Annotated in this window: 17 protein-coding genes; 3 read left to right on the plus strand and 14 right to left on the minus strand. The window is 72.6% G+C overall.

What is annotated here, in order from left to right; translation table 11 throughout:
* Positions 1-128: 128 nt before the first annotated feature.
* Positions 129-779: a class I SAM-dependent methyltransferase gene (locus tag GA0070622_RS26255; protein ID WP_091580258.1), complete on the plus strand. Its 651-nt coding sequence runs from the start codon at positions 129-131 to the stop codon at positions 777-779.
* Positions 776-1882, plus strand: a complete 1107-nt coding sequence (locus tag GA0070622_RS26260) for a sulfite oxidase (protein ID WP_091580263.1) — start codon at positions 776-778, stop codon at positions 1880-1882. The genes GA0070622_RS26255 and GA0070622_RS26260 overlap by 4 nt, the downstream gene beginning before the upstream one ends.
* Positions 1883-1918: 36 nt before the next feature.
* Here GA0070622_RS26260 and GA0070622_RS26265 read toward each other — a convergent pair whose 3' ends face one another.
* The 12 genes from GA0070622_RS26265 to proS all read right to left on the minus strand — a co-directional run bounded on the left by GA0070622_RS26265 (position 1919) and on the right by proS (position 10192).
* A complete protein-coding gene (locus GA0070622_RS26265) occupies positions 1919-2242 on the minus strand; it encodes a DUF2469 domain-containing protein (protein ID WP_011905215.1) in 324 nt (107 codons plus the stop codon).
* Positions 2239-3087 carry a ribonuclease HII gene (locus GA0070622_RS26270; RefSeq protein ID WP_091580267.1) on the minus strand — a complete coding sequence of 283 codons (849 nt, stop codon included), beginning with the start codon at positions 3085-3087 and terminating at the stop codon, positions 2239-2241. The genes GA0070622_RS26265 and GA0070622_RS26270 overlap by 4 nt, the downstream gene beginning before the upstream one ends.
* Positions 3081-3548, minus strand: a complete 468-nt coding sequence (locus GA0070622_RS26275) for an NUDIX hydrolase (RefSeq protein WP_091580271.1) — start codon at positions 3546-3548, stop codon at positions 3081-3083. The genes GA0070622_RS26270 and GA0070622_RS26275 overlap by 7 nt, the downstream gene beginning before the upstream one ends.
* A 57-nt stretch (positions 3549-3605) precedes the next feature.
* On the minus strand, positions 3606-4238 hold the full coding sequence (lepB, locus tag GA0070622_RS26280) for a signal peptidase I (protein WP_091580276.1): 633 nt from the start codon (positions 4236-4238) through the stop codon (positions 3606-3608).
* Positions 4235-5116 (minus strand): signal peptidase I, encoded by an 882-nt coding sequence (gene lepB, locus GA0070622_RS26285; protein WP_091580281.1) that lies wholly within the window; start codon positions 5114-5116, stop codon positions 4235-4237. Before lepB (GA0070622_RS26285) ends, lepB (GA0070622_RS26280) begins: the two co-directional genes overlap by 4 nt.
* A gap of 169 nt (positions 5117-5285) precedes the next feature.
* Positions 5286-5645, minus strand: coding sequence for a 50S ribosomal protein L19 (gene rplS / locus GA0070622_RS26290; protein WP_018786333.1), 360 nt, complete (start codon positions 5643-5645; stop codon positions 5286-5288).
* Between the two features lie 144 nt (positions 5646-5789).
* Positions 5790-6578, minus strand: coding sequence for a tRNA (guanosine(37)-N1)-methyltransferase TrmD (gene trmD, locus GA0070622_RS26295; RefSeq protein WP_091580285.1), 789 nt, complete (start codon positions 6576-6578; stop codon positions 5790-5792).
* A 13-nt stretch (positions 6579-6591) separates the two neighbouring features.
* Positions 6592-7131, minus strand: a complete 540-nt coding sequence (rimM, locus tag GA0070622_RS26300; protein ID WP_091580288.1) for a ribosome maturation factor RimM — start codon at positions 7129-7131, stop codon at positions 6592-6594.
* A complete protein-coding gene (locus GA0070622_RS26305) occupies positions 7131-7391 on the minus strand; it encodes an RNA-binding protein (protein ID WP_172967834.1) in 261 nt (86 codons plus the stop codon). Before GA0070622_RS26305 ends, rimM begins: the two co-directional genes overlap by 1 nt.
* Positions 7366-7821 carry a 30S ribosomal protein S16 gene (rpsP, locus tag GA0070622_RS26310; protein WP_091580292.1) on the minus strand — a complete coding sequence of 152 codons (456 nt, stop codon included), beginning with the start codon at positions 7819-7821 and terminating at the stop codon, positions 7366-7368. Before rpsP ends, GA0070622_RS26305 begins: the two co-directional genes overlap by 26 nt.
* 241 nt (positions 7822-8062) lie before the next feature.
* Positions 8063-8710: a ribonuclease FAU-1 family protein gene (locus GA0070622_RS26315; protein ID WP_091584034.1), complete on the minus strand. Its 648-nt coding sequence runs from the start codon at positions 8708-8710 to the stop codon at positions 8063-8065.
* Between the two features lie 75 nt (positions 8711-8785).
* Positions 8786-10192, minus strand: a complete 1407-nt coding sequence (proS, locus tag GA0070622_RS26320; RefSeq protein WP_091580296.1) for a proline--tRNA ligase — start codon at positions 10190-10192, stop codon at positions 8786-8788.
* A 92-nt stretch (positions 10193-10284) separates the two neighbouring features.
* Here proS and GA0070622_RS26325 point away from each other — a divergent pair, with 92 nt between their 5' ends.
* Complete coding sequence (locus GA0070622_RS26325; protein ID WP_091580300.1) at positions 10285-10860, plus strand: TetR/AcrR family transcriptional regulator; 576 nt, start codon at positions 10285-10287, stop codon at positions 10858-10860.
* 10 nt (positions 10861-10870) lie between these two features.
* Here the strand turns inward: GA0070622_RS26325 and GA0070622_RS26330 are convergent, their stop codons facing one another.
* Together GA0070622_RS26330 and GA0070622_RS26335 are read right to left on the minus strand one after the other, a co-directional pair.
* Entirely contained in the window at positions 10871-11950 is a 1080-nt protein-coding gene (locus GA0070622_RS26330) for an amidohydrolase family protein (protein ID WP_091580303.1), read from the minus strand.
* An 18-nt stretch (positions 11951-11968) separates the two neighbouring features.
* Positions 11969-12550 carry a Uma2 family endonuclease gene (locus tag GA0070622_RS26335; protein ID WP_091580308.1) on the minus strand — a complete coding sequence of 194 codons (582 nt, stop codon included), beginning with the start codon at positions 12548-12550 and terminating at the stop codon, positions 11969-11971.
* Between the last annotated feature and the right edge of the window lie 17 nt (positions 12551-12567).

A 12567-nucleotide genomic window follows, 5' to 3' on the forward strand; every position in this document is an offset into this window, starting at 1 on the left:
GCACTCTGCCCGCCCCGCGCGGCCGTCGTCACCTCGGCGTGGTCGCCGCTGTGGACAACGCCGGGGTTGTGGACGGCCGCCCGATCTCGGGGCGGATCTGTTAGCGCCGGGCCGCCTATGCTGACCGCGTGACGAAGGACTGGTACGCCTGGCACCGCGACTACGACCAGCCCGACTCGGCGCTGTCGAGACGACTCGTCGAGGTGCGCCGCCGGGTCACCGAGGCGTTGGACGCGGCGCCGCCCGGTCCGCTGCGCGCGGTCAGCCTCTGCGCCGGCCAGGGACGCGACCTGATCCCCGTGCTCGCCACCCACCCCCGGGGCGGGGATGTGACCGCCCGCCTGGTCGAGCTGGACCCGCGCAACACCGAGCTGGCCCGCCGGGCCGCCGCCGACGCGGGGCTGACCGGCGTGGAGGTGGTCACCGGGGACGCGGCGGTGACCGACCGCTACGCCGACCTGGCGCCGGCGGACCTGGTGCTGGTCTGCGGCATCTTCGGCAACATCGGCGACGACGACATCCGGGCGACCGTGCGGCACTGCGCGTCGCTCTGCGCCACCGGCGGCACGGTGCTGTGGACGCGGCACCGGCGGGAGCCGGACCTGGTGCCCACGATCTGCGACTGGTTCGCCGAGGAGGGCTTTGAACCGGTCGCGGTGAGCAGCCCGGCCGACGGCGTGGGCGTCGGCGCGCACCGCTTCACCGGCGCTCCCCGCCCGCTGGCGGCCGGCGCGCGGATGTTCGAGTTCGTCGGCTACGACCGGCTGGAGCAGTCATGACCACAGTGGACGACGTGAGCCGGCCGTCCCGGGTCGCCGGGCCGGACGAGGCGATCAGCGCCGAGGAACTCCAGCTGGCGGCGCGCAATCACGGCATCCCGCTGGAGGCGTTGCGCTACGACGTGACCCCGGCCGGCCTGCACTACCTGCTCATCCACTACGACATCCCGGACGTCGACCCGGACACGCACGCGCTCACCGTGTCCGGGGCGGTACGGCGGCCGCTGCGGCTCGACCTGGCGGCACTGCGGGCGCTCCCCCGGGTCACCCACCGGGTCACGCTGGAGTGCGCGGGCAACGGCCGGGCGCTGCTGCACCCCCGTCCGGTCAGCCAGCCGTGGCTGGTGGAGGCCGTGGGCAACGCCGAGTGGACGGGCACCCCGCTGGCCCCGCTGCTGCGCGAGGCCGGCCTGGCGGACGACGCGGTGGACGTGGTGTTCACCGGCGCCGACCACGGGGTGGAGCGTGGCGTCGAGCAGGACTACCAGCGGGCGCTGCCGCTGGCCGACGCGCTGCGCGAGGAGGTGCTGCTGGCGTACGAGATGAACGGCGCTCCCCTGCTGCCGCAGCACGGCGCGCCGGTGCGACTGATCGTGCCGGGCTGGTACGGCATGGCGCACGTCAAGTGGCTGCGCGACATCCGGGTGACGACCGAGCCGTTCGACGGCTATCAGAACGCGGTGGCCTACCGGCTGCGGCGCGACGCCGACGACCCGGGGGTGCCGGTGACCCGGATCGAACCCCGCGCGCTGGTGCGCCCGCCCGGCTTCCCGGACTTCATGTCCCGCACCCGGGTCCTGCGCCCGGGGCCGTGCACGGTGGACGGTCGGGCCTGGTCGGGGCATGCGCCGGTGACGTCGGTCGAGGTGACCGTCGACGGTGGCCAGACGTGGACGCCGGCGGACCTGGACGCGCCCTCCGGGGGCGAGTGGGCGTGGCGCCGGTGGTCGGTGCGCTGGACGGCGACGCCGGGCCGGTACGTGCTGGGCGCCCGGGCCACGGACGCCTCGGGGCGGACCCAGCCGGTCGAGCAGCCGTGGAACCGGGGCGGGTTCGCGAACAACCTGGTGCAGCGGGTCGAGGTGGTCGTGCCGGCGGAGTGATCCGCGCTCGCGGCGGGCCGTCCGGGCCCGCCGCGGTCAGCTGCCGAAACCGGAATCTGCGGGAAGCGAGATGTCGGGCTTTTCGAGCTCTTCCACATTGACGTCCTTGAACGTCATTACTCGGACGTTCTTGACGAAACGGGCAGGACGGTACATGTCCCACACCCAGGCGTCGTGCATCTCGACCTCGAAGTAGACCTCGCCGTCCGAGTTGCGGACGTGCAGGTCAACCTGGTTGGCCAGGTAGAACCGGCGCTCGGTCTCCACCACGTAGGAGAACTGGCGGACAATGTCGCGGTACTCCCGGTAGAGCTGCAGCTCCATCTCGGTCTCGTACTTCTCGAGATCTTCCGCGCTCATCGCACTCCGCCTTCCATGACCACATCTTCCCCCACCGACGCCGGAGGTCGCGGCTGCTCGCCCAACGCCACGCCGACGGTACCCCCTGGCGCGCCGGAGCGCTCCATCGGCTCGTCCGGCCGTCCACCCACCCGGCCGGGAAGCACCGGGTCCGGCCCCCCGGCGGCCGGACGCCGGGCCCGGGGCGGCCGCCCGTCCCGCCCGGACACGGCGGCGACGTTCACGTACGAGAAACGGTGTTCCCGGCACGGCCCCCGCTCGCGCAGCGCGGCGCTGTGCTCCGCGGTGATGTAGCCCTTGTGCTCGGCGAAGCCGTAGCCGGGGAACCGCCCGTCCAGTTCCACCATGATCCGGTCCCGGGTGACCTTGGCCAGCACGCTCGCCGCCGCGACGCAGGCGGCCACCCGGTCGCCCTTCCAGACCGCCAGCCCCGGCACGTCGAGCCCGTCGACGCCGAAGCCGTCGGTCAACACGTATTCCGGCCGGGTGGTGAGCGAGGCCAGGGCCCGGCGCATCGCGGCCAGGTTGCACACGTGCAGACCGCGGGCGTCGACCTCCTCGGCCGGGATGACCACCACGGCGTACGCCACAGCGCGCGCCACCACCTCGTCGTAGACCCGCTCACGGGCCGCCGGGGTGAGCAGCTTCGAGTCGGCCAGCTCGTCGATCTCGCCACGCCGCCCCTCGGGCAGCACCGCGGCGGCGGCCACCAGCGGACCCGCGCAGGCGCCCCGGCCCGCCTCGTCGGCGCCCGCCACGTGCCGGAAGCCCCGCCGTTGCAGCGCCCGCTCCAGCGCGTAGAGCCCGCCGTCGCGGCGCACCACGGTGCGCGGCGGGGTCAGCACGGGCCGCTCCCGGTCAGCACCCGGCCGAGGCGGTCGGCCAGGTCCGGCGGGTAGTAGCGGTCGGCGGTCGCGGTCAGCTCGCCGACGGTCCACCAGCGGTGCCCGTGCACACTGGCGCGCTCGACCGCGTCGAAACCGGCGGTGTCGACCTCCCAGCCGGACACCCGGGCGAGAAAGAACTCCTGCTCCTGGCGGTACCAGACCCCGTCGAACGGGAACTCGACCGTCTCGGACCAGACCGGCGCGCCCAGCTCGGCCGGGGCGAGCCGCAGGCCGGTCTCCTCGGCCAACTCGCGCGCCGCGCCCTCGGCCGGGGTCTCGCCGGGATCGAGCCCGCCGCCCGGGGTGAACCAGTAGCGGTGGTCCGGCCGGGCCGGATCACTGCCCTGGAAGAGCAGCACCCGGTCGGACGCGTCGACCAGGAGGACCCGGGCGGCGCGACGAGGGGTGTAGACGGTCACCGGACCAGCCTGCCAGACGCCTGTGACGAACGACCACGCCCTCCCACCCGTGGCGGGTCAGGGGTTGGGGATGCCGTCGAACTGCTCGGGCACGGTGAGCCAGGTCGCCCGCCCGACCGGCCAGAAGATGGTGAAGGCCCGGCCGACGACCTCGCCCTCCGGGATGGTGGCCTCGGTGATGTCCTCGCCGGACTGCTGCCAGTGCTCCAGCGAGTCGCCGGAGGCCTCCCGGTGGTCGCCCATCACCCAGAGCCGGCCCTTCGGCACGGTGATGTCGAAGTCCTGGTCGGCCGGCTTGTTGCCGGGGAAGATGAACGGCTCGTCGATCGGCTTGCCGTTGATGATCAGCCGCTCCTGCGGGCCGGTGCGGTCGCAGCAGACCACGTGGTCGCCGCCGACCCCGATCACGCGCTTGATGAAGTCCTCACCGTTGGGGTTGCCGCTCCACTCGGTGGGCGCCTTGAACACGATCACCTCGCCCCGGTGCGGCGAGCGGAAGTCGTAGACCAGCTTGTTGACCAGCACCCGATCGTCGATCTTGAGAGTGTTCTCCATGGACGGGGACGGGATGAAGAAGGTCTGCAGCACGAAGGCACGAACCAGCACTGCGACCAGGATCGCCACGCCCAGGAGGATGGGCAGTTCCTTCCAGAAGGAGCTGCGCGGCTTCTCGGTCTGCTCGTCAATCACGGGAGGAGCCTACGTCCCCCGGTACGGCGCGGTCGCCCCGAACCCGCGAGAACAGTCAGCGCCGCCGCGACCGGGAGAATCAGGACGACCCCACCCACCGGATCCGGGTCGACCGGGGCCGGGCGCGCCGGCGCGGCGTCCGGACGGGGCAGGTCGGAGAACGTCTTCGGCACGGGCAACGAGGTCCAGCGCTGGGACGGCCAGACGATCATGAACGCCCGGCCGACGACGTTGTCGATCGGCACCGGGCCCTGACAGCGGGCGTCCTGCGACACCAGCCGGTGGTCGCCCATCACGAAGATCTGCCCCGGTGGCACCACCACCTCGGTGAACTGCCGGGAGCGGCACTCCTTGGGATTGGGCGGAAGCTCGACCGGGGAGTCCTCTGAGACGTAGGCCTGCTCGTCCAGCGGCACGCCGTTGACCACCACGCGGCCGTCGTCGCAGCACCAGACCTTGTCGCCGGGCACGCCGATGACGCGCTTGATGAAGTCCTTCTCGCCGGGCCGGCTGACGCCGACGAGGTCACCGAGCGTCCGGCCGACCTTGCCGGCGAGGTTGGTCGGCGGCGCGGGCGCCTCCTGGGCGACCCAGCGGTCGGTGCCCCGGAACACCACGACCTCGCCCCGGACCGGGTCACGGACGTCGTAGACGACCTTGTTGACCAGCACCCGGTCGCCGATGAGCAGCGTGTTCTCCATCGACCCGGAGGGGATGAAGAAGGCCTGGAGCAGGAACGTGCGGATCAGCACCGCCAGGCAGAACGCCACGATGAGCAGCAGCGGCAGTTCCTGCCAGAGCGGCATCTGCCGGCGGCCGCGCCGGGCTCGCCGGCGCCAGGGATCGACGGTGCCGTCCTCGTCCAGCATCTGCACCATGCCACTCTCCGGTCCGCCGAAACGACACTACCGCCCGGGAGTCTCCTCGGAGACCCCACGGGCGGCAGTGGACTGCTTCCCGCCGTCCGGCTGCGCCCGTACCGACCAGGGTAATGCGATCCGGTCGATACGACATCCGCGCAGTTCGGGCGGCGTGGCGAGCGGGAATTCAGCTCGCCGGCTGCTTCTCCCGCAGCTCCTTGATCTTGGCCTTCTTGCCGCGCAGCTCGCGCAGGTAGTAGAGCTTGGCGCGCCGCACGTCACCGCGGGTCACGACCTCGATCCGGTCGATGCCCGGGCCGTTGAGCGGGTAGGTGCGCTCCACGCCGACACCGAAGCTGACCTTGCGGACCGAGAAGGTCTCGCGCAGACCGTCACCCTGGCGGCGGATGACGACGCCCTGGAAGATCTGGACCCGGGACCGGTTGCCCTCGACGACTCGCGCGTGCACCTTGACGGTGTCACCGGCGCGGAAGTCGGGCAGGTCGGTGCGCTTCGACTGGGCGTCAAGGGCGTCCAGGATGTTCATCGCTGCGTCCTCGTGAGGCTCACGGCGCATCGTCAGTCGATGCGCGAACGGGTGATTCTGACCCCCGGGTGGCGGCCGGCGTGAACCGGTCCCGGTCGGAGGTCCTCGCAGCCGCCCACGGCGTGGACGGATGCGGCAACCCCTCTACTTTGCCACATCCCCCGACGACGAGGAAAATCCGCCCCGGTCCAGCGCCGCCCGGTCGCGCTCGTCGAGCGTCTCCGGGGGCAGCGCGTCGATCATGTCGGGGCGGCGGGTCGCGGTCCGCCGCAGCGCCTCGTCGCGCCGCCAGCGGGCGATCCGGGCGTGGTCGCCGGAGCGGAGCACCTCGGGCACGTCCAGCCCGCGCCAGGTCGCCGGCTTGGTGTAGAGCGGGGCCTCCAGCAGCCCGTGGGCGTGCGACTCCTCGTCCAGCGAGCCGGCGTTGCCGAGCACCCCGGGCAGCAGCCGGGTGACCGCCTCCAGGATCACCAGCACGGCCACCTCGCCGCCGAAGAGCACGTAGTCACCGAGGGAGACCTCGGTCACCCGCATCCGGGTCGCCGCGTGCTCCAGCACCCGCTGGTCGATGCCCTCGTACCGGCCGCAGGCGAAGAGCAGATGCGACTCGGCGGCCAGCTCGTGCGCCACGGCCTGGGTGAACGGGACGCCGGCCGGCGACGGGACGAGCAGCCGGGGCAGGGTGTGCCCGTCCGGGCTCAGCTCGTCGGGGGCCAGCGAGTCCAGCGCCTCACCCCACGGTTCCGGCCGCATGACCATGCCCGGACCGCCGCCGTACGGCGTGTCGTCGACCGTGCGGTGCACGTCGTGGGTCCAGGTCCGCAGATCGTGTACGGCCAGCCGCAGCAGCCCGTTCGCGCGGGCCTTGCCGATCAACGACAGGTCCAGCGGGGCGAAGTACTCCGGGAAGATCGACACGATGTCGACGCGCATGCGGTGGCTCCAGCTACAGGTCGAGCAGGCCACTGGGCAGGTCGACGACGACGCGACCGCCGGCGAGGTCCACCTCGGGCACGATCGCCTTGACGAACGGGATGAGCGCGGGCGGCCCTTCGGGCCGCCGCAGTACCAGCAGGTCGGAGGCGGGGGCGTGGTCGATCCGGGCCACCTCGCCGAGCCGCTCGCCGTCCCGGGTGACCACGGCGAGCCCGACCAGCTGGTGGTCGTGGAACTCCTCCGGGTCCTCCGGCGGGGCCACGTCGGCGCTGTCGACACCGACCAGCGTGTTACGCAGCGCCTCGGCCACGTCGCGGCCGAGCACGCCCTCGAAGACGACCAGCAGCCGACCCTGGTGCCAACGGGCCGACTCGACGGTCAGCTCCGGCGGCACCCGCCAGGCGCCGGGCTCGGCCGGAACCGCGCCCGGTTCAGTGCGCAGCACTGAACCGGGCGCGAACCGTGCTTCGGGCTCATCGGTCCGCACCTCCACGGTGACCTCTCCGCGGATGCCGTGCGGTTTGCCGATCCGGCCGACGACGAGAAGCATCAGTACGAGTCGACGATGTCGACGCGTACCCCACGCCCGCCGATGGAGCCGATCACCTGGCGCAGCGCCTTGGCGGTCCGGCCGGACCGCCCGATCACCGTGCCGAGATCCTCCGGGTGCACGCGGACCTCGAGCCGCTTGCCCCGACGGGAATCGACCATCCGCACCCGGACGTCGTCCGGGTGGTCGACGATCCCCTTGACCAGGTGCTCCAGGGCGGGACGCAGCGCCATGTCAGGCCTGCTCGCCGGACTCTGCACCGGTCTGCTCCTCGGCCTTGGGCTCGGCGGCCTTCGGCTCCTCGGCCTTGGCGGCCTTCTTGGCCGGCTTGGCCGGGGTCTCCGCCACGCCGGCGGCGGCCTTCGCCTCGGCCTCGTACGCCGCCTTGCGGTCGGCCCGCTCCGGGGCGACCTTCAGCGGCGGCGGGGCCGGCAGGCCCTTGAACTTCTGCCAGTCACCGGTCAGCTCCAGCAGGCGCTGCACGGCCTCGCTCGGCTGAGCGCCGACCGACAGCCAGTACTGGACCCGCTCCGACTTGACCTCGATCACCGAAGGGTCTTCCTTCGGCTGGTACACACCGACGAACTCGATCGCGCGACCGTCACGCTTGGTGCGCGAGTCGGCGATGACGATGCGGTACTGCGGGTTGCGGATCTTGCCCATCCGCAGGAGCCGGATCTTTACGGCCACAGTTGTTTCGCTCCTGTTGCGATCTCACCGGCCCGTACGGGCGGTGTGGCGGGTGAGCGCCGACCGGCACAGTGGGGTTTGGGCCGGAGACTGCTCGGTGAACTGACGACGCGCCCGGGTTAGAGGGCGCCGGACGCGCGCCGGATACCAGCGGACCATTCTGCCAGATCCGTACCGGATCTCTCGCACCGGACCCGGACCGTACGCCCTCCAGCGGTCGTCCGTGACGAACGACACGTGCTCAGCGGACCGGTGGCCGGTCCCATCCGGGCGGCAGTTCGTCCGGTACGTCCCACTCGGCGGGTGGGGTGAAGTCGCACCACGTGCCGTCGAACGGGAACGCCCCCGCCTCGGCCAGGCGGATCACCCGCTCCCCCTCCGCGCGGACCGCCTTCTCGTCGGCCACCCAGTAGTGCTCCGGGAAGGCGAGCCGCTCTGCGAACTCGTCCTCGTCCTTCCACTCCCAGCTCAGGTCGGGACGCACCACCACGTCGAGGTCCTGGTCCACCACGTCGACCCCGGCCACCGCCCCGTCGTCCCAGCGGACCCCGGGCTCCTCCAGGTTGACGTACCAGCTCTGGAACCGGTCCCCGGCGTCGCGGAACCACCAGACCGAGTGGGCGGCGCCGGTGGGCAGGAACTTCAGCACCGGCGGGCCGTTCCACGTACCGCGCGCCAGGGCGTACCCGGAGGTGATCCACTCGGTGAACGGCACCGCACGCATCCCGAGCCCGGCGGCGGTCACCTCGTGCGCGACGGGCGCCTGCCGCGCCACCCACAGCAGCAGCCCTCGCTCGTCGTCGGAGACCACACGCGCCGCGCGGACCCATCCGATCCGCCCACGCCGCACGTTGCGGTGCAGAACCAGGCGGCCGGGTTCGAAGCGCACGCTCACCATCCCTGACGTGTTAAGAGGGGCCCCTTGCTCTACCGGAGGCGTTAACAAGGGGCCCTTCCTTGCATCTCAGTAGGCGCGGGCCAGGATGGCGACCAGGTCGGGCTCGTCCTCGGAGTCGGGCACCGAGCCGTCGGCCCGCAGCAGGCAGCGGACCGTCACACCCTGCGCGTTCGCCTCGGCCTCACCGGGCACGCCGACCGCCGACCACGGCACCATGGCCCAGCCGGTGGCGGACGCCTCGATCGCCTCGGCCAGCGTCGACACCTCGACGGTGCGGGACCGGCGGAACTCCAGCGCCTGGTCGTGCAGCGCCCGCTGGTCGGCCTCCAGCGCGGCCAGGACCGCGCCGACCACGTCGGCCACCGGCGTCGGGGCCTTCGAGCCGTCCGTGCGCCGGACCACCACCGCGTTGCCGGCGGCCAGGTCACGGGGGCCGACCTCGACACGGACGGGGTAGCCGCGCAGCTCGGCGTCGACGGCGCGGCGGCCGAACGCGGTGTCGGTCCGGTCGTCCAGCGCGACCCGGACCCCGGCGTCGCGCAGCGCGTCGCGCAGCTTGGCCGCCGCCTCGCTCACGCCCTCGCCGTCCTTGACGATCATCACGTACGCCTGGACCGGCGCCAGCTTCGGCGGCACCCGCAGCCCGTTGTCGTCGCCGTGGCACATGATCAGGCCGCCGAGCATCCGGGTGGAGGTGCCCCAGGAGGTGGTCCAGGCGTGCTCCCGGCCGCCCTCGGCCGAGGAGTAGCTGATGTCGAACGCCTTGGCGAAGTTCTGGCCCAGCTCGTGGCTGGTGCCGAGCTGGAGCGCCTTGCCGTCGCCCATCATGCCCTCGCACGTGTACGTGGCGGTGGCGCCGGCGAAGCGTTCCCGGGCGGTCTTCAGGCCGACCACCACCGGGATGCCCAGCACGTTGACCATCAGGTCCTCGTACGCCTCGTGCAGGATCCGCCGGGCGTAGGCCCGCGCGTCCTCCCGGGTGGCGTGCGCGGTGTGCCCCTCCTGCCAGAGGAACTCGCTGGTGCGCAGGAAGATCCGCGGGCGCAGCTCCCAGCGGACCACGTTGGCCCACTGGTTGAGCAGCAGCGGCAGGTCCCGGTAGGAGTCGATCCACTTGGCCATGAACTCGCCGATGACCGTCTCGCTGGTGGGACGCACCACCACCGGCTCGGCGAGCTGCTTGCCGCCGCCGTGGGTGACCACGGCCAGCTCCGGCGAGAAGCCCTCGACGTGCTCGGCCTCCCGCTTGAGGTAGCTCTCCGGGATGAAGAGCGGGAAGTAGGCGTTCTCCGCGCCGGCCGCCTTGATCCGGGCGTCCATCTCGGCCTGCATCCGCTCCCAGATGGCGTAGCCGGCCGGCCGGATGACCATGGTGCCCCGCACCGGTCCGTTGTCGGCCAGCTTCGCCTTGGCGATCAGGTCCTGGTACCAGCGGGGAAAGTCCTCCGCACGGGGAGTGAGCACGCGTGCCATGACCGCACATCCTATGCGCCGGGCGAGCCGCCGCTGCGTCGGGGAGCCGGCGGGCGCCGTGTCGGGCCCGCCGGCCGTAGACTTCGACGACGATGGGTGAGGCACGGGACGCGATCGTCGACGCCGCCCGGGCCCAGACCGTGGCCTGCGGCTGGGACGGCGTGCGGATGGGCGCGGTGGCCGAGGCCGCCGGGGTCAGCCGGCAGACGGTCTACAACGAGTTCGGCACCAAGGCGGGTCTGGCCGAGGCACTGGCCCGGCGCGAGGTGGACCGGTTCGTCGGTGAGGTGCGGGCCGCGCTCGCCGAGCACGGCGCCGACGTCCACGCCGCCGCGTACGCCGCGATCCGCCGCACACTCGCCTCCGCCGCCGACAATCCCCTGGTCAAGGCGATCCTGACCAGCGCCCGGGGCGGTTCGGACGAGCTGCTGCCCTACCTGACCACCCGCTCCGAGCTGGTCCTCACCGAGTCGACCACCGCGCTGCTGGAGTGGGCGGGGTGCCACCTGCCCGACGCCGACCCGGCGGCGCTGACCTTCGCGGCCGACAGCATCGTCCGCCTGGTTGTGAGCCACATCGTGCTGCCCCAGGCGCCGGTGGACGAGACCGCCGGGAAGTTGGCCGACCTGGCCGTGCTCCTCTTCCTCGCCGCCGCCTCGCCACGCTGAGCCGTCGCGGTCAGCGGACCACCCGGCCGCGCAGCACGATGCGGCTGGGCGACCGGACCACGCGCAGGTCGCGGCGCGGGTCCTCGGGATAGACCACCAGGTCGGCGAGGCCGCCCTCGACCAGGCCGGGGAAGCCGAGCCACTCCCGGGCCCGCCAGGAGGCGGCGGCGAGCACGTCCTCGGCCGCCATACCGGCCTGCTCGTGCAGCAGCAGCATCTCCTCGGCCGCCAGCCCGTGGTCGATGCCGCCGCCCGCGTCGGTGCCCACGTAGATCGGTACCCCGGCCTCGTGTGCGGCGCGGACCACGTCGGGGAAGCGGTCGCGCAGGGCGAGCATGTGGTCGGCGTACCCGGGGAACTTCGGTCGGGCCTGCTCCGCGATGTGGCCGAACGTCCGAATGTTGATCATGGTGGGGACCAGCGCGGTGCCCTGCCGGGCCATCAGGTCGATCAGGTCGACGCTCAGCCCGGTGCCGTGCTCCACCGAGTCCACCCCGGCCCGCACCATGATCTCCACGGCCGACTCGGAGAACGTGTGCACCGCTGCGCGTACCCCGGCGGCGTGCGCGGCGGCGACCGCCGCGGTCATCGTGTCGGCGTCCCAGGCCGGGGCGAGGTCGCCCACCCCCCGGTCGATCCAGTCGCCGACCAGCTTGACCCAGCCGTTGCCGGCGGCGGCCTGCGCGGCCACGGTCGCGGCCACCTCGGCGGCGCCGACCTCCACGCCGATGTCGCGCAGGTAGCGCTTCGGCGGCGCGACGTGCCGACCGGCGCGGGCCAGTCGCGGCAGTCCCGGCTCGTCCTCCAACTCGGGATACGGGTACGGCGAGCCGGCGTCGCGGATCGCCAGCACGCCGGCGTCCCGGTCGATCCGGGCCAGCTCCCGCGCCTGGTCGAGGGAGGTGATCGGGGCGCCGCCCCGGGCGATGCCGATGTGGCAGTGCGCGTCGGTCAGGCCGGGCAGCACGTAGCCGCCGTCGGCCACCGTCTCGGCGCCCGGCACCGGTTCGAAGGTGACCCGGTCGTCGACCAGCCAGACGTCCCGGACCTCGTCGTCGGGAAGGAACACACCGCGCACGTGCAGAGCCATGTGCACAGTCCTACCCGATCAGCCCTCCTCGGCCGCGAGCAGGTCGTTGCGCCGCGCGGTCAGCGCCGGCAGGTCGACCGAGACCTTCCACGGCCGCTCCGTGACGAACAGGTCCTCGGTGTGGGTCACCTGCTCGTACTCGCGGGTGCCGCCGCCGAGCGTGTATTCGGTGAGCGCGATCCGCTCGTGCTGCGGGTCCACCACCCAGTAGGAGCGGACCCCGGAGTGCGCGTAGACCTTCGCCTTGTCGTACAGGTCGCGGAAGTGCGAGGTCGGCGAGACGACCTCCACGGCGAGCAACGCGTCCTCCACCGGGACGGGCGAGCGGCCGGCGTGCTTGCGCCGGATCACCACCACGTCCGGGCGCGGCTCGTTGCGGCGGTCGACCCGCATGGACAGGTCGATGGTCGCCAGGAACTCCGGCGGGCAGTTGACTTCGAGCGCGAGCAGCAGGCGGACGCACAGGTCCTGGTGCATGGCGGTGGGCGACGGCACGATCAACCTTCCGTTGATCAGTTCGTACGGAAGGTCCTTGGGCAGGTCGCCCAGGTCGTCGACCGTCCACTCGGGCCGCTCCGGCAGGATCGGGGCCGCGGTCATTGACATCTCCTTCCAGG

Source organism: Micromonospora sediminicola (assembly GCF_900089585.1).
Taxonomy (GTDB): Bacteria; Actinomycetota; Actinomycetes; order Mycobacteriales; family Micromonosporaceae; genus Micromonospora; species Micromonospora sediminicola.

What these genes read in the sequence shown, in the direction of transcription:
- rimM (WP_091580288.1), bottom strand. Translation starts at nt 7,131, where the DNA reads ATGCTTCTCGTCGTCGGCCGGATCGGCAAACCGCACGGCATCCGCGGA.
- GA0070622_RS26325 (WP_091580300.1), top strand. Translation starts at nt 10,285, where the DNA reads ATGGGTGAGGCACGGGACGCGATCGTCGACGCCGCCCGGGCCCAGACC.
- GA0070622_RS26260 (WP_091580263.1), top strand. Translation starts at nt 776, where the DNA reads ATGACCACAGTGGACGACGTGAGCCGGCCGTCCCGGGTCGCCGGGCCG.
- GA0070622_RS26330 (WP_091580303.1), bottom strand. Translation starts at nt 11,950, where the DNA reads ATGGCTCTGCACGTGCGCGGTGTGTTCCTTCCCGACGACGAGGTCCGG.
- GA0070622_RS26265 (WP_011905215.1), bottom strand. Translation starts at nt 2,242, where the DNA reads ATGAGCGCGGAAGATCTCGAGAAGTACGAGACCGAGATGGAGCTGCAG.
- trmD (WP_091580285.1), bottom strand. Translation starts at nt 6,578, where the DNA reads ATGCGCGTCGACATCGTGTCGATCTTCCCGGAGTACTTCGCCCCGCTG.
- rplS (WP_018786333.1), bottom strand. Translation starts at nt 5,645, where the DNA reads ATGAACATCCTGGACGCCCTTGACGCCCAGTCGAAGCGCACCGACCTG.
- proS (WP_091580296.1), bottom strand. Translation starts at nt 10,192, where the DNA reads ATGGCACGCGTGCTCACTCCCCGTGCGGAGGACTTTCCCCGCTGGTAC.
- GA0070622_RS26335 (WP_091580308.1), bottom strand. Translation starts at nt 12,550, where the DNA reads ATGACCGCGGCCCCGATCCTGCCGGAGCGGCCCGAGTGGACGGTCGAC.
- lepB (WP_091580281.1), bottom strand. Translation starts at nt 5,116, where the DNA reads ATGGTGCAGATGCTGGACGAGGACGGCACCGTCGATCCCTGGCGCCGG.